This is a genomic window from Chryseobacterium oncorhynchi, from assembly GCF_002899895.1.
GTDB lineage: Bacteria > Bacteroidota > Bacteroidia > Flavobacteriales > Weeksellaceae > Chryseobacterium > Chryseobacterium oncorhynchi.
This window is the reverse complement of record NZ_PPEI02000007.1, coordinates 80,530-99,100: the sequence shown is the minus strand read 5'-3', so window position 1 is coordinate 99,100 and position 18,571 is coordinate 80,530. Positions and strand designations below refer to the sequence as shown.

Genomic DNA, 18,571 nt, shown 5'->3' with positions numbered 1-18,571 from the left:
ATATCATGAAACCTGAATTTACCTCCATTTTATTGAATAATACACAGTTGGATTATCTCCAGAATCCTTTATGGAAAAGGATTTCAGAGTATCAGATTGATCAGGCTGAAGTAGCCATTCCTTTTTCCAGAAAACTGTCTCAGACAGAGGGCTGGACGAGAAGATTCTGTTTGCTTGCTATTGAAGAATATAAAAAATTTGTTTACTTATGCTGTGCTTCTAAAAACGGTGCATCTCCTTCCATAGTTGTAGATAAAGTATGGCATTTGCATTTGCTCTATACCACCGAATACTGGAAAGAATTCTGTCCGAACATTCTGGAAAGAGAACTCCATCATTTTCCGAATGTAGGCGGAATTAATGATTATAATAAGCATCAGGATTGGTATTTGGAAACCCTAAAACTTTACATCCATGTTTTCAGGCAGAACCCACCCGAAGTTTTTTGGCGGATTCCTAAAGAAATTATACCATTCCTATTACCGGAAAATAAGATGAAAATTACCAAGCAATTCACATGGAAAAAGACCTTTGAAAATTTGCATTCAAAAGTCTTTCAATATATTCACGGTAAATCAGTTTAGAAATAAACTAATTCCGGATTATTCGTCTAATAATTGTTGTTTAGCCTGTTGAAGATCTTCCTTATCTTTTGCTGAAAGCTTTGGATATTTCAGATTCATTTTCTCTAAAGTATCAATGATAATCTGAACAGCAGCTACTCTTGCAAACCATTTATTATCTGCAGGAAGTACATACCAAGGAGCATGATCTTTTGAAGTTTCGTTGATGGCTGTTTCATAAGCCTCCATATATTGGCTAAATAAAGCTCTTTCAGGAAGATCGGCTGCAGAGAATTTCCAGTTTTTTTCCTGTTCGTTGATCCTGTCTAACAATCTTTTCTTTTGTTCATCCTTAGATACATTCAGGAAAATCTTGATAATGGTTGTCCCGTTTTGTGAAAGATGTTTTTCAAAATTTCGGATACTTTCATAGCGGTTTTCCCAGAATTTATCATCAAAATCTTTTACTGAAGACCATGTTTTTTCACTTAAATTATATTCAGGGTGAACCTTGCAGACCAAAACACTTTCGTAGTGTGAACGGTTAAAGATTCCGATCATTCCTTTTTGAGGTAATGCCAGATAATGTCTCCATAAAAAATCATGAGAATATTCTTTGGAACTTGGTGTCTTAAAGCTGGTTACATTACATCCCTGTGGGTTTACTCCTCCAAACACATGCTCTATCATACTGTCTTTTCCTGCAGCATCCATTGCCTGAAGTACCACCAAAAGAGATTGGCTTCCATCTGCATAAAGTCTTTCCTGTAGCTCACGAAGCTTTTCTTTTTCCTGAATTAATAATTGAGTTCCCTCTTCCTTAGTCAGTTTTCCTTGATAGGATGTTGATGCCTTTTTTATTGAAAATTTTCCGTTTACTTTAAAATCATCTGAGAAATTGGTGTCCATATTTTGTTTAAGCTTAAAAGATTATTTGATGTCTTTGATCTACTCTTACATAAATGTAATAAAAAAACCGCCTCAATGGAGACGGTTTCTTTATTTTTTTGTGTAGAGCTTACTTTACAGCAGTCTTTTTAGCTAGTTTAGCAGCTTTTTTCTCAGCTTTAGCAGCTTCTTTTTGCTCAGCAGGAGTCAATACTTTTGGCTCAGGAGCATTAGCATCTACGTTACCTTTAATGTAGATTACGCTTCTGCTGTTTGCAGGGTCGTTAGAAAAAACTTCGATCATTTTGTTGAAACCTCCTGTAAGAGCAGTGTTATATCCAACCTTGATCTTAGCAGATTTTCCTGGCATGATCGGGTCTTGGCTGAATTCAGGAGTAGTACATCCACAAGATGGTTTTACATTTGAAAGAATCAAAGGCTTGTCACCAGTATTTGTTACTGTGAAAAATCTTGTACCGTCAGAACTAGGCTTAATAGTACCGTAGTCGAAAGTCGTTTTATCAAATGTAATAGTTTGTGCAGATGCAAGAGCAAATGTTCCGAATAATGCAATTCCTGCGATTAATTTCTTCATATTCTTGAATGTTAATATGTTTGTTAGATAAATTTTGTGAAACAAAGTTAAAAATTATTTTAATTCATGCTTAAAAATTTTTTTCTTTAGACTATTTTTGCAAATTGCAAGCCAAAGAAATAGAATTTATGCAGATTTCAGAAAAGTACAATCCACAGGAAACAGAACAAAAATGGTACAATTACTGGTTGGAAAACAAATACTTCCACTCAGAGCCTAATGACAAACCACCATATACCATTGTTATCCCTCCGCCAAACGTTACGGGGATACTACACATGGGGCATATGTTGAACAATACCATTCAAGATGTTCTGGTCCGTCGTGCAAGAATGCGCGGGTTTAATGCTTGTTGGATTCCGGGAACAGATCACGCTTCAATTGCTACCGAAGCTAAAGTTGTTGCTAAATTGAAGTCTGAAGGGGTCAATAAGTCTGATATTACTCGTGAACAGTTCCTTGAGCATGCTTGGGAATGGACGAATAAATATGGAGGAACGATCCTTGAGCAGCTTAAAAAACTAGGTTGTTCATGTGACTGGGACAGAACCCGTTTCACGATGGAGGAAAAGCTTTCCCAGCAGGTTATCAAAAGCTTTGTAGACCTTTACAATAAAGGATTAATCTACAGAGGCTACAGAATGGTAAACTGGGATCCGGAAGCGAAGACCAATATTTCAGATGAAGAGGTAATATTTAAAGAGCAGAACGGGAAATTATATTTCCTTAAATATAAGATTGAAGGATCTGAAGAGTTCCTTTCAGTGGCTACAACACGTCCTGAAACAATTTTTGGGGATACTGCGGTATGTATCAACCCTAATGATGAAAGATATGCCCACCTAAAAGGTAAAAACGTAATTGTACCCATTGTAGGTAGAGTAATTCCTATCATTGAAGACGAATATGTAGACATTGAGTTCGGAACAGGTGCCTTGAAAATTACTCCGGCACACGATATCAATGACTATGAAATCGGACAAAAGCACCAGTTGAAAATGATTGATGCTTTAGATGATGACGGAAACCTTAACGAGCATGGCCTGCATTATGCAGGGAAAAACAGATTTGATGTAAGAAAGCAAATCGCTAAAGAATTAGAAGAAAAAGATCTTTTACTAAAGGCAGAAGATTATGTAAATAAAGTAGGGACTTCCGAAAGAACTGGTGCTGTTATTGAACCAAAGGTTTCAGTACAGTGGTTCCTTAAAATGTCTGAAATTGCTAAACCAGCATTGGATGTAGTAATGGATGATGAGGTGAAGTTCTATCCTGAGAAATTTAAAAATACCTACAAACACTGGATGGAAAACATCCGTGACTGGAATATTTCCCGTCAGCTTTGGTGGGGACAGCAAATTCCTGCTTACTTTTATGGTACAGGAGATGAAGATTTTGTAGTTGCTGAAACTAAGGAAGAAGCTTTAGGATTAGCAAAACAAAAAACAGGAAATCAGGATTTAACAATAGAAAACCTTAGACAGGACGATGATGCACTGGATACTTGGTTCTCATCTTGGTTGTGGCCAATGTCTGTCTTTGATGGAATTCTTGATCCTGAAAATAAGGATATTAATTATTACTATCCTACCTCTGACTTGGTTACAGGTCCGGATATTATTTTCTTCTGGGTAGCGAGAATGATCATGGCCGGATTAGAATACAGAAAAGAAGTTCCGTTTAAAAATGTTTACTTCACAGGGATTGTAAGAGATAAGCAGAGAAGAAAGATGTCAAAATCTTTAGGAAACTCTCCGGATCCACTTGAACTGATGGATAAATATGGTGCAGATGGTGTTCGTGTAGGAATTCTATTGAGTTCTGCAGCAGGAAATGACCTTCTTTTTGATGAAGATCTAATGCTTCAGGGAAGAAACTTCATGACGAAAATCTGGAGTGCTTTCCGTTTGATCAACATGTGGAATCATGAAGATAAGCCGGCAATCGCTACAGATCATCAAGCTATTGAATGGTTCGAAAATAGATTAAATAAAACAATTGTTGAGATTAATGATCAATTTGAGAAATTTAGAATTTCCGATGCACTTCATTTGATTTATAAATTAATTTGGGATGATTTTTGTGGTTGGTATCTTGAAGCAATCAAGCCAAACTATGGAGAAGGGATTTCTAAGGAGGTTTATGACAGAACAATTATTTTCTTTGAAGAATTGATGAAATTACTTCATCCGTTTATGCCTTTCCAATCAGAAGAAATTTGGCATTTGATTTCAGAAAGAAGTATTGAGAATGCTCTTGTTATTGCTCAGCAGAAAAATGCAGATGAGTTCAGCGAAGACGTAATTAAGAACTTTGAAATTTCAAAAGAACTGATCTCCGGTGTTAGAAACTACCGTCAGACCAAAGGAATTTCACCAAGAGAAACAGTTGAGGTATTTACTAATGCTAAAGAATTTGCCAATGAAGCAGTCGTAAGAAAATTAGCTAATGTTTCTGAAATTAACTTCGGGCAAAAAACAGATAAACCAAGCTTTACTTTCCTGGTAGGAGCCACTGAGATTTCTATTCCTTTAAGTGAAAACTTAGATTTAGGAGAAGAAAAAACAAAAACCGAAGAAGAAGTAAAATACTTAAAAGGGTTCTTGATTTCAGTAGAAAAGAAACTTTCCAACGAAAAGTTTGTTGCTAATGCAAAACCAGAGGTTGTAGAAGTTGAACGTAAAAAACAAAAAGATGCTGTTGACAAGATTGCGATCTTGGAAGAGAAGCTGAAAAGTTTGTAAATTTAAATAGAGACAACATGTTGTCTTAATATCAGGCTGGGTACAGATGAAAACTTGTATCCAGCCTGATGGTTTAAGAAAAGATATAAAATGACACATATAGAAAACATTAAAAAACTATTTTCGAAGGATTTTGTAGAAAGCCCTTTGTTAGAAAGTTTTGAGGTAGGAAAAATTTATCTTTCCAGTGGAAAGTTAGTAGCCTGTGATCCGTTAATTACGAATGATATGCTTGCTTTTTCTACAAATTTTCCGAAAGGAGAATTCTCTGTAATGCTTCATAAAGAGAGAGATAGCAACTGTGTTGCTTATGCAGAAATTGTATTCAGTAATGATGAAATTACAGACTGGAAGCTTGCGACCACGGCAGGACAAAACATCAAAGAACTGGCAAAAGAAGAGGTTTTTGGATATCCTGTAGAAAGTGGAATGGGATGCTTCATGGATGTAGATACCCAAAACAGTCTTAATGATCTGGAACAAAAGCTATATCATAACAAAGGGGCTGATTTCATGGGAATCTATGAGGAATTTTTCCATGAATATTTCTTTGACGAAAATGGAGCCATAGATCAATATGCATTTTTAAAACCATCAGCAGCTCATCCAGGAACTATATTTGCTTTCGAGACCGGCTACGGAGAAGGTTTTTATGCCAGCTATATTGCTTATAGTAAAGATCAATCACCCGTGAAGATTATTACTGAATTTATTGAAATAAGTTAAGCAAAAATTAGTTATTTTTGACATGAAATTTCGTCTGTTATAATTTTTAAAACTAATATAAAAACACAATGAATTTCTCATCAGATCAACCCAAAATTATTGTTGTAGGTAGTTCCTCAATAGATCTCGTTCTAGAAACAGAAAAACTTCCTCTACCTAACGAAACCGTTTTAGCTGTTAATTCAGAAAGCTATTTTGGAGGAAAAGGTGCAAACCAGGCGGTAGGTACTGCCAGATTGGGTGCGAGTGTTTACTTTATAGGATGTGTAGGAATGGACCCGCTGGGACAGCAAATCATGAGAAATCTGGTGAGCGAAAGTGTAAATGTGGGGTTTGTACATGAAACAGATAGAGAGTCAACAGGTACTGCCTATGTGACGACCTCCGAGGGTAATGCTGCTATTGTAGTAGTGCCTGCAGCCAACAAATATCTTAATACAGCCCATATTGATGAAGCAGACCGGTATTTTCATACCTCTGATCTTGTCCTTGTACAGCTTGAAGTTTCCATGGAAGTGGTGGAATATACCGTTAAAAAAGCCAAGAGATATGGCAAAAAAGTGGGATTATATGCTTCTCCTGCCATGAGGGTAAGTGATGAAATTCTGGAAGCGGTAGATTTTATTGTAACCAAAAGTAGTGAACTGTATATCATTTTTGGTGAAGAACAGAGAGAAGAGGTACTCAAAAAATACTTTAATAAGGTTTTTGTAAGAGATGATTCCAATTCTACCATTTATTTTGATGGAACGGAAATGAAATATTACAGAAACGATAAAGATACCACTGTTTATAAGATGGGAATGGGAGATGCATTTACATCAGGATTTGCCATAGCACTCTGCCATGGAAATTCTATTGAAGAATGTGTGAAATTTGGAAATGAGGTTTCTTCAAGGGTTTCCGGAGGTAAAGGATCTCAGACAGGATTACCAAGAAGATCAGATTTTATATCCTAAAGCTATTTACGACATATCAAAAGTCGGAAACTTAACATAAAAATATATTGAAAATGTCCACTTTTATAGTGGATTTTTTCTTTTATCCTATGGAAAAACTAATACTTACCACAAAAGATCAAGCTGCTCTGGCTGTACATCTTTTTCAACCAAAAAACAATAATGGAAAACTGCTGTTGATTAACTCTGCAACCGGTGTAAAACAACAAGTGTATTTTTCATTTGCCAAGTACTTTTCTGAGCAAGGTTTTACGGTGATAACTTATGATTACACGGGAATAGGACTTTCTAAACCTGAGAATATGAAAGGCTTTCATAGTTCCATGAGAGTTTGGGGTTCACGAGATTATAAAGCATTAACCGAATATATCAAAACTCAGTTTCCTGACCATAGAAAATATTGTCTGGGGCATTCTGTAGGTGCATTGATTCTAGGAATGAATGATGATTCGGAAATGTTTGAGGAGTTTGTTTTTGTAGGAACTCAAAATGCCTTTGTTGGCAACTTAAAGCTGAAAACTAAAATTGAAGCTTATTTGGGATTTGGAATTGTTCAGCCCGTAACCACGTCATTGTTAGGGTATTTTCCGGCAAATTGGTTTGGGCTTGGAGAAAGTCTTCCAAAAAATTGCGCATATGACTGGAGAACCTTAATTTTAAATAAGAAATCAACCAACCGATTGTTGGAAAAGATTGATGATTATTCTAAAAATTTGACACAAAAAGTCTTCGTAATTCGTGCAGAGGATGATGTTTGGTTGACAGAAAAAGGAGTATTGAGCTTATTAAATACTACCTATCCTAACCTTAAACCAACTTACAGACTTGTAAAAACATCGGAATCTGAGAAAAAAGAAATAGGACACATTAATTTTTTTAGAAGCTATAATCATAAACTTTGGGATATTATTTTAAATGAACTGATAGATAAATGAAAAGTACGATTGACAACACCGTAGAATTTGTAAAAGAAAAATTAGAAGGCGCAGAGGCAGGCCACGATTGGTTTCATATCGAAAGAGTATGGAAACTGGCTAAAAAAATTGCAGAAACAGAAAACTGTAATCAGGAAGTTGTAGAATTATCTGCATTACTGCATGATATTGCTGATCCTAAATTTCATAATGGGGATGAAACCATTGCTCCCAAAATATCAAGAGCATTTCTTGAAGGACAGAATGTCTCAGATGAAACGATTGAAAAGGTTTTGTATGTAATTGAAAATATCTCCTTTAAAAATAGAAGTAACGCTCCTATAGATCCATCTCTTGAATTACAGATTGTACAGGATGCAGATCGTATCGATGCCATTGGAGCCATTGGTATTGCCAGAACTTTCAATTTTGGAGGATTTAAGAATAATCCAATGTATGATCCGGAGATTCAGCCCAAATTAGGGATGTCCAAAGAAGAATATAAAAAATCTAATGGGACAACGATCAATCATTTTTATGAGAAATTATTACTCCTAAAGGATCTTATGAATACTGAAAAAGGAAGAAAAATGGCTGAAGAAAGACATAATTATATGTTGAATTTCCTTGACGAGTTTTATAAAGAGTGGAATGTGGATTAACATTCTCTGAAAAATTCTGAAATCAGTATCTTTGCAATATGGTATTTTTCATTCTTGTTATCTTTTGGGCTTGTATCCTTTCCTTGATTTTGTATAAAATAAAATCAGGAAGAATGGCAAAATGGGCAAGGTTGTTCCGCATTGTAACGGTGGTTTCATCTATTTCTATTTTTACGTATTGGTTTATCAAAAAGAGTGCTGTAGCATTTGTGGATAACTCGGTAGGGCTACAGGTGGTTAATAAACTTCCACAAACCTTGGATTTCTACCTGATCAATGTAAATAAGATTGATAAAAATATTTCACTAGAACCCAAGCACATCGGGAAAGTACGTCCGGAATATTATAGGGTAGAATACTTGAAGATGGATAAGTCTGATGAGTACTGGATTGTGGGTTATCTAGGTAAAAAGAATCTTGTATACTTTTCCCAGCATTCTGTTCCTAATAAAAATATAGATCAAATTGTAGAAGTACAGAATTATATTAACCAAAGCATGAAGCTTTCTGATGCTGCAAAAAAGCAGGTAGATGCTTATAATTATGAGAATACGAAGTTAGGAATTTGGATTGCGTTAGATTTTCTGCTTTTATTCCTTAACCTTGCGCTACTTTTGAAAAAAAATAAATAATATTTTATAGGTAATGAGTAATGTGAAAAATTGCTCATTACCTGTTAATTATTACTGATTGTTCATTAAGGATAGTCTAGAATCTGCATGATTTGCTCCTTAAATTCTTCCGGACAGCCTTTCACTATCTTGTCTTTGTTTTGTTTACTGATTTTTTCAGGTTCCAGCCATTCAGTTTTGTTGAAGTTCAGGCTATGGTTATCATATATTCTTTTTATAGTATGATTCTCATAAAAGATATATTCATCGCCAAGCCAATTGCTCGCAACGCTGATTTTACAAATTTCCTTTTCCATGATCAAATTTTTTTAAGTACTTCATATTCGTTTAGTGAAATATGATGTACTCTAATGTATAAAATTTTCTGATATGAAAGGACTTTTATTGCTGTTGTGAGGGTAAATTAAAATTAGTCTATTTAATTTTTTAACTGTTAAATAATTGTTGTTTTTAGATGGTAATGATACATTTTTATTAAAAAAGAGTACCAGTACTTTCAGTGGCCATTTGTGGAATATGAATATCGGTTTTCCATTCTTCATTCAGTTTTTTGATAAAGTAGGCAGATAGGAGAGGGGAAGCTTTTTCAATATTTTGGTGTACAAAGAAATAAAGATTTTGTAGGCCATCTTTTTTCCATTGGTTAAGATGTTTTAACCAGTCATCCAGTCTTTCGTAGTCACTTTCTGCATTGGCTCCTACGTAACGGATGAATGCATTGGGTGTTGTAAGACGCATGTGAAGCATATCTCTTCTTCCTGCGGTATCTACGATGATATTTGTGATATTGTGGGTTTCAAAAAGCTCACAGGTTGTATTAAGGATTTCCTCGTCAGTAAACCATTCTGTATTTCGAAGCTCTATGGCTAGTGGAACTTCCTTGGGCCATTCTTTCACGAATTTTTCCAGTCTGTCATAATCTTTAGGTTTAAAGTTATCATGAAGCTGTAAGAAAGCCATTCCCAGTTTTTCATCAAAATTAATAACAGCTGAAGCAAAGTGAGTCACAGGATCTGTAACGTCAATAAGTCTTCTGAAATGAGAAACAGTATTGGTGATTTTAGGAAAGAATTTGAAGTTGTCCGGAGTTTTTTCTTTCCATGTTTTTACCTGATCCGGAGTAGGCATCCCATAAAAGGTTGCATTTAATTCAATGGAGTTAAATTGTGTGGCGTAATATGTAAGTTCATCCTTGGTTCCTTTAGGATAGAATCCTTTAAGGTCTGTTTTATTCCATTTGGCACATCCTATGGAAATGTTTTCCAGTCCTTTTTTATTAAGGCTTAAAATTTCCTTGGTTCTGGAATGATCTTTTGGAAGGGTGAAGTCTATTTTTGACGGGTCTTCTACTTGTCCGAATTTCATATTAAGCTGTTTTAAGCTTTAAAATTAAGCATTTTTTTGATGTAATTTTCATAGTATGCATGAAATATCGTGCGGTAGAATTGTTAGGTAGATTAAGTTTTTTATATTACTCAATATACTCCTTTTTCAAAAGTTCGGATTTTTCTTTCGGGGCTTTTGCTATATAAAATAATAGAAGAAATAATATTACTTATTAGGTGAGTAATACTATTTCTTCCATTCCCTCAAAAAAGATTTTTTGATCGCTTATTTTATCGTTTGTGTTACCATTCTGTTTGAAACGGTAGCATAGATACATCCGGTAGTTTTTAGATTGACAGTAATTGTAGCCGGAACAGACCGATAAGCAGTGTCACCATAAGGTTCAACAATTTTACCATTTGAATCTTTCACTGTTCTTCCTTTTACGGTATAGGTCATTGTTGCCGTTCCTGTAAATCCGCTTGAAGGGCTGAAAGTTACAATACCTGTTGATTTGTTGTAGGTCCATGTTCCTGCAGGAGTTACCTTTTTACGGTACAATGTAAGATCTGTATCGTTGGTCTTTGCAAAGCTGAATGTTGAATAATCAATATTGGCATTGCTTCCAGTAGGTGGAGTCGTAATACTGATAGGGCCTTTGTATGCTATATCATTATTGAAAACTGGGATATTAACCGGTTGAAACTTACATGTAGAAGCTATATCATCATTGGTTACTGCTGAATAAGGAAGTGTTAACTTCACATTTCGGATAATATGTTGCTGGAATGCCCCTCCTGTAGAGGCTGCAAAACCTAGCTTTAAAAATGCCGGGGTTGTTGCATTAAGCGTTTGAGAAGTTGCAGCTCCTTCTACATCCGAATTATTAAAATCCGAAGTTTGGGGATTGGCATTTTCTGTATAAGGCACTGAGGTCTTATAATGATAATAATTGATGATATTCACAGGCGTTCCGTTTTGTATTGTCTGGATATCAACTTTTATATCAAATCCGTCTGTAACGGTACTGCTTATAAAATGGGGAATCAGGTCAAGGTATACTTTTCTGAATTCTCCGGCATTGTTTCTGAGATCAAACACTGAAGTGAGGGTGTTGGAAGTTGCCAGATAGCTTCTGTCAGTTTGTAATACCCTGCCTACAGTTCCTGAATTGCTTAATGTAGATCGGGTAATCAGAACAGGATATCCTGTAAAGCCATCTCCTAACCCTGTTGTATTAATCGCAGCACCTCTTGCACCCCTTAAAGTTACATGACTTGTTGCTTGAGACCAGGTTACCCCTGCAATTCCATTTACCCTTGATTCACCCTGAAAACGCTTTGATTTAAAATTCCCAAACTCATCCAGGGCAATACCCAGATAAGCGGATGATAAACCTGCCTTTCTCTGGCTTGCGTAGGTATTCTGTGCCCTGTTATAGGCATAACCAAGGCCAGCTCCCGGGGCACCTATTGTAGGACTTGTCACTGCTCCATCATATAGGAAAAAAGATAAGCCGTCTCCATAAGTACCACTTAAAGGAGTTCCGTTTTTCATGTCATATTCAAACTCAACATGAAGTCCGTTTACAGAAGTAAAAGTTCTTCCATTGATAAATAATCCCCCAAACTGCCCTGAGCTTGCAGGAGTAAGCTGTACCCCGGTAGAGGTGTGTGAGGCATTTCCCTGTATCGTAAGTTCAGAAGCTGAAGAAGCATTCATAAGCGAATTAGAATAAGAATAAAATCCGTAGATACTTGCCACTTCGGTACTATCTGTCTGTGCATACATAAAGTTTGTAAGCAGCGCAAAAACCAGGCTCATCAAAGACAGCCTTTTAAAATTCTTTTTCATGGCTGCTTATTTTACAACAAATACGATATTAATGAAAGATGCTGAAGTCGCATTGGATAAAACATCATAATTCAATACACCCGTGCTGCTGACGCTGTTTATTTTAAAAACAGAAGTGTCATAACCCGTTACATAATAGTATAAATCTGTTGCATTGGGAAAAAAAGGTATCGAAGCCGGAGCAGATGCACTTCTTGCATTGGTTGGGACATTCGAAAACTGATTTTTATACAATGTGTACAGATCTTTCGTTTGGCCTGTTGAAATTGTTGTGGTATCAAAAACAACACTCGGCATGTAGAAAAATTTAGATACATACGGAGAAAGGCATGTCCAATCAGGGGTTGCAGGCGTTCCTACATTTTGGCTGATGCATTTTTTGTTGGCATCAAAAATAATAAGCCCTGTGGCTGGATTGGTGACAGAAGATAGATTACTGATTCTTGGGAGAAGTACCCCCTTGGAAGTGCTTGTAACATCTAATGCTGCGCTCTGATCGGGAGAGGTAGTATTGATTCCTACCTGTGCGTAAAGAGTAATGCTGGCCATTGCCATCATTAGGGTAATAACTTTGTTCATTTCGAAATAATTTTTTGTGTTTATATTGTAGCAATTTTTTGCTAAGAGTAATTTGCTATCTGAGTTTTATTTTTTGTGTTTTTTAAATTAAAGGGTGGATTAGAACACACTGTATTGTGTTTGTAATGTATTTATTTTTCTCTTTTATATTGTGTTTTTTAAAAAAATAACCAGTTCTAAGAATTGTTTTTCAATCATCAAAAGAGGTTTGTTTTATTAATTTAAATAAAAATACAATCTTAATTTCGTATTAAATTTATGTTTAATAATAAGCCTTGATGGTTGGTATTTTCTTTATTAAAAACTGTTTTATTTGGTTTATCTTCAACAAATGTAAATAAAATCACTACATATTAATAATAAAAAATCAATGATACAGGGACTTGATTCACTATTTAGGGAGTGAATGCCTAATATTTTCAGTATTAATAGATGATTAAACGAAAATAGTTTTTTAAAACCTAAATGTTAAATTTTTGTTAAATTTTAATTACAATAAAAAAGCACACCCAAAAAGGTGTGCTCCACTATATAGTGCGTTTATTATTTGATCTTATGCTTCACAGCTTGAACATGATACAAAGTTCACCATCATTTCTTTAGAAACGGAAGAACTTCTTTGGTAGTAAAGAGTTTTTACTCCTTTTTTCCAAGCTTCAATGTATAGATAGTTTACATCTTTTACCGGCATTGTGGAAGGAATTTGAAGATTCAGAGATTGAGCCTGATCAATGTACTGTTGTCTCTGTGCTGCCTGGGAAATAACTTCCATAGGAGAAATTTCCTTAAACGTTTTGAATACTGCCTTTTCTTCAGGAGTAAGTTCGTTTAGGTGTTGTACAGAACCGTGGTTCAACATGATTGTTCTCCATGTTTCTTCGTTATCCAGCCCTTTTTCTTTCAATAGTTTTGCCAGGTATTTATTCTTACGCATAAAGTTTCCTTTAGCAAGACCTGCTTTATAATAGTTAGAAGAGAAAGGCTCAATTCCCGGAGAAGTTTGTCCTAGGATTGCAGAACTTGAAGTGGTAGGAGCAATAGCCATTGTAGTGGTATTTCTTAATCCGTATCCTTTCAATACTTCTGGTTCTCCATAGATGTTGGCAAGTTCTCTTGAAGCCTGCTCAGCCTGTTCTTTGATATGTCTGAATGCTCTTGCGTTGAATTGAGTGGCTTCAAAGCTTTCAAACGGAATCATATTTTTCTGTAAGTAAGAGTGGTATCCTAAAACTCCTAATCCAAGCGCTCTGTGACGCATAGCAAAAGTTCTGGCTCCTTGTAGATAGTAGTTTCCTTCGGTTTTATCAATGAATTCAGATAAAACAGCATCAAGGAAGTATACTGCTAATTTCACTGCATCTGTATCTTTCCACTCGTCATACAGTTCAAGGTTCATGGAAGACAGACAGCAGATGAAAGATTCTTCCATAGTAGACGGAAGCATAATCTCAGAACAAAGGTTACTTGCGTTTACCGTCATTCCTAAATCTTTATAAACCTGAGGTTTATTTCTGTTCACGTTGTCTGTGAAGAAAATATATGGAAGACCTTTTTGCTGACGGCTTTCCAGTACTCTTGCCCAGATTTTACGCTTATCCATATCACCGTCAATCATATCCTGCATCCAGTAATCTGGTACACAAACTCCTGTAAACAGGTTTTGAATCGGGCTACCGATATCTTTAATTGATAAGAATTCTTCAATATCTCCGTGGTCAATATCTAAGTAAGCAGCAAAAGCACCTCTTCTTACGCCACCTTGAGAAACCACATCCATTGCTGTATCAAAAAGCTTCATGAATGAAACTGCTCCTGAAGACTTTCCGTTATCAGTTACCGCTGTTCCTCTGTTTCTCAATTCTCCAAAATATCCTGAAGTACCACCTCCGATCTTAGTTTGCATGATGACCTCACCCATTTTGTGGGTAATTCCTTCAATGCTGTCCGGAATGTGAGCGTTGAAACATGAGATAGGAAGACCTCTCTCTGTTCCCATATTAGCCCATACAGGAGAAGAGAAACTGATCCAACCTTTAGTGATCATTTCTTTGAACGCCGCCTGAAGTTCCGGCTTATATAATCTTTTTGCAGCAGCAGTAGTGATTCTGTCGATAGCTCCGTCTACCGTTTCACCTTTCAACAGATATCCTCTGTTCAGCATTTGCTCAGACTCTTCATTGAGCCACCATATATTTGAATTTTGCTCTTCCATAGATGTTATATTTTCGAATTCCGGAATGAGGGTATCACTCCGGAATTTTGTTTTTTTATATTATTGATTGTAAAAATTCTACTTTGTGAGAACCGTTCAGTCCACTTTCATCTCTTAATCTCTGAAATTCCTTAAAAGATGGAACATTCAAAACTTCATGCTGAACTTCTTCATTACTGTAGTTTGAATAATGTACAAAAGTAACACCGTCTTCCTTTAGATAAACCTTGTATTCAAATGCTGACTGATCCAAATTCTTGAAATCATCCAAAAACGTTTGAATATTGGCTTTATTTGTCGGAACAAATTCAGGGTTTACGGTGTAGCTTACGATTACATTAATCATCTTTTATATTTGTGCTTATTAAGTCAATGGGGATTTTGTTTTAAAGTATTATGAATGTTATCATCCTAATACGATCTGCTTTGACGCTCGCTTCGCTCGCGCTTTTACATTAAAACAAGTCGTTTGCTGTAATACTCTTATCGTGTTTCGTGTAATCTACAGGTCTTTTTGCAAAGAAATCATCTAGCGAGTTTGCGAAAACTTCCTCTTCGAACCACACCATTGGTCTGTATTGTTCTGGAGTGATGTTGTATCTTGTCTTCATGTTGATTTTCTTCAAGCTGTCGTCTACACGATACTTCATGAAATTCAATAGATCTTCTTTAGATACATTGTCGATTTCACCTAATTCAAAGATCCAGCTAAGGATATCTCCTTCTCTTGCGATAGATTCATCTACTAAAGTATAGATGTCTTCAAGGTCGCTGTCTGTTAATAGATCCGGTTGTTCTTCACGGATTTTGTTAATCAGATAGATTCCTGCATTAGCGTGAATCTGCTCATCTACAGAAGTCCATGCAATAATATTGGAAACATTCTTCATGAATCCTTTAAATCTTGTGAAAGAAAGGATGATGGCAAATTGAGAGAAAAGAGAAACGTTTTCCACTAAAATACTGAACAGCAATAATGCTGAAACATATTCTTTAGGGGTTGCAGAGTTGGCATGTTTTAAGGCATTTCCAAGAAACTCGATTCTACCTTTTACAGCAGGGATTTCAATTACGTTAAGGAATTCATCATTATATCCTAATACCTCTAATAAACGGGAATATGCTTCAGAATGACGGAACTCGCATTCTGCAAAAGTAGATCCTAATCCATTGAACTCCGGTTTTGGAAGGTGGTTGTATAAATTTCCCCAGAATGTCTTTACAGACACCTCGATCTGTGCAATGGCTAAAAGCGCATTTTTCACAGCATGCTTTTCATGTGGTTCCAACTGCGAATGAAAATCCTGAACATCTGCAGTAAAGTCCACTTCCGAATGTACCCAGAACGATTTGTTGATTGCCTCTACAAATTGAAGAACCTCCGGGTATTCAAATGGCTTATAACTTACTCTTTTATCAAAAATTCCCATATTAAATATCTTTATAATTTAAATAATTTAGATCTCTGTGGATAACGTTCAGGAAATATCTAACTTTTTGTTTTTCTGCTTATTGTGAATAAAAGTTATTCACGGGGGCAATTCAATATTTCTTGTAAAGAACTAAGTACAAAGTTCGAAAAAAAGAACTGATTTTGAAAGGGGTAAATACTAATAGGCTGACTTTTAGCTGTAAAAGTTTTCCACATTTACATGAAACAGGCACGGATAATAGCTTAGACAGGTATACGGGGGATAAATAGATGCAAAACCAGAGTTACAGTTAAACACTTTTATGTAATTTGTTTTAAACAAAGGATTAATTAGTTAAACAAAAAAATATTTGAATAAATTTTCATTCTTGTAACAATTTGAAAATATCATCTACTTATTGGGTATAAAACATACATCACTTAATGTTAGTAATTCAGGATTTACACAAGTCATACGATACAGGAAAAAGCAAGCTTCATGTTCTGAAGGGAATTAATCTGAATATTTCAGAGGGCGAGTTTGTTTCTATCATGGGAAGTTCCGGTTCCGGAAAGTCCACTCTTCTTAATATTATTGGTATTCTGGATGAAAAAGATTCGGGAACCTATGAGTTGGATGGTGTTCCTATCGAACATCTGTCTGAGGTAAAAGCAGCGGAATATAGAAGTAAGTTTCTAGGATTTATTTTCCAGTCCTTTAACCTGATCAGTTATAAAACGGCTTTGGAAAACGTAGCACTTCCTTTATACTATCAGAATGTACCAAGGAGAGAGCGTAATGAAAAAGCTATGGAATATCTGGAAAAAGTTGGACTTGCACAATGGGCAAATCACCTTCCCAGTGAACTTTCCGGAGGTCAGAAACAGAGAGTAGCTATTGCAAGGGCTTTGATTACTAATCCTAAGGTAGTATTGGCAGATGAGCCTACCGGTGCATTGGACTCCAAAACTACCCATGATATTATGAAGCTTCTTCAGGATATTAACAATGAGGGAAAAACAATTATTGTTGTAACTCACGAACCTGATGTTGCCACACAGACCAAAAGGAATGTAGTACTAAAGGATGGCATCATTGAAAGTGATGAATTTATAAAGCAGATTGTGCTTTAAGCTAATTGAAAATCTGAAAATGAGATAATTTGAAAATTGAAAGGCAAATTCGCTGAACAATTTTTTCAATCTTTTAATATCAAAAAAAATGTTTGACCTAGATCGTTGGCAGGAAATATTCAGTTCTATCCGTAGTAATGTACTTCGGACGGTGCTTTCGGGATTTACGGTAGCTTTGGGGCTGTTTATCTTCATTGTGCTTTTTGGAATTGGAAAAGGACTTCAAAATGCCTTTTCGGAAGGGTTCTCCGGAGATGCGAAAAACCTGATTACCATTTCTACCGGAAAGACAACGTTGGCTTATAAAGGGCTGCAGTCTGAGCGAAATGTTACCATGAATAATAACGATTACGACTTTCTGATCAATGCAGAGAAAAAAAATGTAGGAGCTTCCAGTCCCAGATATAATGCCAGTTTAATGGTTAAGTATGGAAAAGAAAGCGGAATCTATCAGATACATGGTGCTGAACCCGGAGAACAGGTGATAGAAAACAGAAAAATGATAGATGGCCGTTATATCACCCCTAGGGACTTGAACGGAAAACAGAATGTTGCCGTGATTGGTAGAATGGTTCAGAGGGATTTAATTAAAAATGGAAGCCCTGTAGGGAAAGATCTGGATATCAATGGAACAATGTTTAAAATCATTGGAGTATTTTCAGATGATGGTGGAGACTGGGATGAAAGACATATTACCGTTCCTATAACGACCCTACAGCAAATGAAAAAAGGGTCTGATACTGTAAATATAGCGTACATCTCCTATAGTGACAAGCTTACTCCACAGGAAGCGATCAAATATGGAGATGAACTAAAAGATAAATTGAAATCGAGAAAAAATGTTTCTCCTGACGATGAAAATGGTGTCCGTATTTGGAATAATGCCAAAAACATGAATGATACATTCACCTTTATGGCGGTTCTTACAGCTATTGTTGGATTTATCGGTATGGGAACCTTATTAGCGGGAATTATCGGGATCAGTAACATCATGGTGTATATCGTAAAAGAAAGAACCAAGGAAATAGGAGTACGAAAAGCCATAGGGGCAAAACCAAAAGGAATTGTTGCCTTAATTGTTCAGGAAAGTGTAGTCATTACAGTAGTCTCCGGATTTGTTGGAGTTGGAGTAGGGGTTTTAACCCTAAGCCTTATTGGAGACAGTCTTGAAGAATTTTTCATAAAAAGCCCGAGTGTAGGATGGGTAACCATCTTTACGGCATTCATTGCATTGGTCTTTTCAGGATTAATTGCAGGATTTGTTCCGGCATACAGAGCATCAAGGATTAAACCAATTGAAGCATTGAGAACAGAGTAATAGACTGAAATACTAAAAGGCAAAAAGCTCTGAAATAAGAAATATTAAATGAGT

At 35.9% G+C, this 18,571-nt stretch carries 18 protein-coding genes; 9 read left to right on the top strand and 9 right to left on the bottom strand.

The annotated features are described in order from the left end of the window. Positions 1-5 precede the first annotated feature (5 nt). On the top strand, positions 6-584 hold the full coding sequence (locus C1638_RS19435; RefSeq protein ID WP_109623609.1) for a glycine-rich domain-containing protein: 579 nt from the start codon (positions 6-8) through the stop codon (positions 582-584). An 18-nt stretch (positions 585-602) separates the two neighbouring features. Here C1638_RS19435 and C1638_RS19430 read toward each other — a convergent pair whose 3' ends face one another. Further along, complete coding sequence (locus tag C1638_RS19430; protein ID WP_109623608.1) at positions 603-1,472, bottom strand: polyphosphate kinase 2 family protein; 870 nt, start codon at positions 1,470-1,472, stop codon at positions 603-605. 109 nt (positions 1,473-1,581) lie between these two features. Beyond that, entirely contained in the window at positions 1,582-2,046 is a 465-nt protein-coding gene (locus C1638_RS19425; RefSeq protein ID WP_109623607.1) for a DUF1573 domain-containing protein, read from the bottom strand. A 128-nt stretch (positions 2,047-2,174) separates the two neighbouring features. Between C1638_RS19425 and C1638_RS19420 the strand changes: the two genes are divergently transcribed. The 6 genes from C1638_RS19420 (at position 2,175) to C1638_RS19395 (ending at position 8,683) form a co-directional block, all read left to right on the top strand. Continuing rightward, positions 2,175-4,790 (top strand): valine--tRNA ligase, encoded by a 2,616-nt coding sequence (locus C1638_RS19420; RefSeq protein ID WP_109623606.1) that lies wholly within the window; start codon positions 2,175-2,177, stop codon positions 4,788-4,790. A 90-nt stretch (positions 4,791-4,880) separates the two neighbouring features. Next, positions 4,881-5,516 carry a DUF4241 domain-containing protein gene (locus C1638_RS19415; protein WP_109623605.1) on the top strand — a complete coding sequence of 212 codons (636 nt, stop codon included), beginning with the start codon at positions 4,881-4,883 and terminating at the stop codon, positions 5,514-5,516. Positions 5,517-5,584: 68 nt separating this feature from the next. After that, complete coding sequence (locus C1638_RS19410; RefSeq protein ID WP_109623604.1) at positions 5,585-6,475, top strand: ribokinase; 891 nt, start codon at positions 5,585-5,587, stop codon at positions 6,473-6,475. A gap of 89 nt (positions 6,476-6,564) precedes the next feature. After that, a complete protein-coding gene (locus C1638_RS19405; protein ID WP_109623603.1) occupies positions 6,565-7,410 on the top strand; it encodes an alpha/beta hydrolase family protein in 846 nt (281 codons plus the stop codon). Then, the gene (locus C1638_RS19400; protein ID WP_109623602.1) at positions 7,407-8,051 is read left to right on the top strand and encodes an HD domain-containing protein; all 645 of its coding nucleotides are present in this window, start codon (positions 7,407-7,409) and stop codon (positions 8,049-8,051) included. The genes C1638_RS19405 and C1638_RS19400 overlap by 4 nt, the downstream gene beginning before the upstream one ends. Before the next feature lie 113 nt (positions 8,052-8,164). After that, the gene (locus tag C1638_RS19395; protein WP_228428224.1) at positions 8,165-8,683 is read left to right on the top strand and encodes a hypothetical protein; all 519 of its coding nucleotides are present in this window, start codon (positions 8,165-8,167) and stop codon (positions 8,681-8,683) included. 65 nt (positions 8,684-8,748) lie between these two features. Here the strand turns inward: C1638_RS19395 and C1638_RS19390 are convergent, their stop codons facing one another. From C1638_RS19390 to C1638_RS19360, 7 genes are all read right to left on the bottom strand, one after another. Beyond that, on the bottom strand, positions 8,749-8,979 hold the full coding sequence (locus tag C1638_RS19390) for a hypothetical protein (RefSeq protein ID WP_109623600.1): 231 nt from the start codon (positions 8,977-8,979) through the stop codon (positions 8,749-8,751). A 178-nt stretch (positions 8,980-9,157) separates the two neighbouring features. Next, complete coding sequence (locus C1638_RS19385; protein ID WP_109623599.1) at positions 9,158-10,048, bottom strand: DUF72 domain-containing protein; 891 nt, start codon at positions 10,046-10,048, stop codon at positions 9,158-9,160. A 246-nt stretch (positions 10,049-10,294) separates the two neighbouring features. After that, positions 10,295-11,863, bottom strand: a complete 1,569-nt coding sequence (locus C1638_RS19380) for a hypothetical protein (RefSeq protein ID WP_109623598.1) — start codon at positions 11,861-11,863, stop codon at positions 10,295-10,297. Between the two features lie 6 nt (positions 11,864-11,869). Next, positions 11,870-12,442: a phage tail-like protein gene (locus C1638_RS19375; protein ID WP_109623597.1), complete on the bottom strand. Its 573-nt coding sequence runs from the start codon at positions 12,440-12,442 to the stop codon at positions 11,870-11,872. 553 nt (positions 12,443-12,995) lie between these two features. Beyond that, entirely contained in the window at positions 12,996-14,654 is a 1,659-nt protein-coding gene (locus C1638_RS19370; protein WP_076352614.1) for a ribonucleoside-diphosphate reductase subunit alpha, read from the bottom strand. A 55-nt stretch (positions 14,655-14,709) separates the two neighbouring features. After that, positions 14,710-15,000, bottom strand: coding sequence for a hypothetical protein (locus C1638_RS19365; protein WP_109623596.1), 291 nt, complete (start codon positions 14,998-15,000; stop codon positions 14,710-14,712). A gap of 109 nt (positions 15,001-15,109) precedes the next feature. Beyond that, positions 15,110-16,084, bottom strand: a complete 975-nt coding sequence (locus tag C1638_RS19360) for a ribonucleotide-diphosphate reductase subunit beta (protein WP_106914882.1) — start codon at positions 16,082-16,084, stop codon at positions 15,110-15,112. Between the two features lie 425 nt (positions 16,085-16,509). Here C1638_RS19360 and C1638_RS19355 point away from each other — a divergent pair, with 425 nt between their 5' ends. Together C1638_RS19355 and C1638_RS19350 are read left to right on the top strand one after the other, a co-directional pair. Next, positions 16,510-17,199, top strand: coding sequence for an ABC transporter ATP-binding protein (locus tag C1638_RS19355; RefSeq protein WP_109623595.1), 690 nt, complete (start codon positions 16,510-16,512; stop codon positions 17,197-17,199). An 88-nt stretch (positions 17,200-17,287) separates the two neighbouring features. Further along, positions 17,288-18,517 (top strand): ABC transporter permease, encoded by a 1,230-nt coding sequence (locus C1638_RS19350; protein WP_109623594.1) that lies wholly within the window; start codon positions 17,288-17,290, stop codon positions 18,515-18,517. Positions 18,518-18,571: the final 54 nt, after the last annotated feature.

What these genes read in the sequence shown, in the direction of transcription:
- C1638_RS19435 (WP_109623609.1), top strand. Translation starts at nt 6, where the DNA reads ATGAAACCTGAATTTACCTCCATTTTATTGAATAATACACAGTTGGAT.
- C1638_RS19430 (WP_109623608.1), bottom strand. Translation starts at nt 1,472, where the DNA reads ATGGACACCAATTTCTCAGATGATTTTAAAGTAAACGGAAAATTTTCA.
- C1638_RS19425 (WP_109623607.1), bottom strand. Translation starts at nt 2,046, where the DNA reads ATGAAGAAATTAATCGCAGGAATTGCATTATTCGGAACATTTGCTCTT.
- C1638_RS19420 (WP_109623606.1), top strand. Translation starts at nt 2,175, where the DNA reads ATGCAGATTTCAGAAAAGTACAATCCACAGGAAACAGAACAAAAATGG.
- C1638_RS19415 (WP_109623605.1), top strand. Translation starts at nt 4,881, where the DNA reads ATGACACATATAGAAAACATTAAAAAACTATTTTCGAAGGATTTTGTA.
- C1638_RS19410 (WP_109623604.1), top strand. Translation starts at nt 5,585, where the DNA reads ATGAATTTCTCATCAGATCAACCCAAAATTATTGTTGTAGGTAGTTCC.
- C1638_RS19405 (WP_109623603.1), top strand. Translation starts at nt 6,565, where the DNA reads ATGGAAAAACTAATACTTACCACAAAAGATCAAGCTGCTCTGGCTGTA.
- C1638_RS19400 (WP_109623602.1), top strand. Translation starts at nt 7,407, where the DNA reads ATGAAAAGTACGATTGACAACACCGTAGAATTTGTAAAAGAAAAATTA.
- C1638_RS19395 (WP_228428224.1), top strand. Translation starts at nt 8,165, where the DNA reads ATGGCAAAATGGGCAAGGTTGTTCCGCATTGTAACGGTGGTTTCATCT.
- C1638_RS19390 (WP_109623600.1), bottom strand. Translation starts at nt 8,979, where the DNA reads ATGGAAAAGGAAATTTGTAAAATCAGCGTTGCGAGCAATTGGCTTGGC.
- C1638_RS19385 (WP_109623599.1), bottom strand. Translation starts at nt 10,048, where the DNA reads ATGAAATTCGGACAAGTAGAAGACCCGTCAAAAATAGACTTCACCCTT.
- C1638_RS19380 (WP_109623598.1), bottom strand. Translation starts at nt 11,863, where the DNA reads ATGAAAAAGAATTTTAAAAGGCTGTCTTTGATGAGCCTGGTTTTTGCG.
- C1638_RS19375 (WP_109623597.1), bottom strand. Translation starts at nt 12,442, where the DNA reads ATGAACAAAGTTATTACCCTAATGATGGCAATGGCCAGCATTACTCTT.
- C1638_RS19370 (WP_076352614.1), bottom strand. Translation starts at nt 14,654, where the DNA reads ATGGAAGAGCAAAATTCAAATATATGGTGGCTCAATGAAGAGTCTGAG.
- C1638_RS19365 (WP_109623596.1), bottom strand. Translation starts at nt 15,000, where the DNA reads ATGATTAATGTAATCGTAAGCTACACCGTAAACCCTGAATTTGTTCCG.
- C1638_RS19360 (WP_106914882.1), bottom strand. Translation starts at nt 16,084, where the DNA reads ATGGGAATTTTTGATAAAAGAGTAAGTTATAAGCCATTTGAATACCCG.
- C1638_RS19355 (WP_109623595.1), top strand. Translation starts at nt 16,510, where the DNA reads ATGTTAGTAATTCAGGATTTACACAAGTCATACGATACAGGAAAAAGC.
- C1638_RS19350 (WP_109623594.1), top strand. Translation starts at nt 17,288, where the DNA reads ATGTTTGACCTAGATCGTTGGCAGGAAATATTCAGTTCTATCCGTAGT.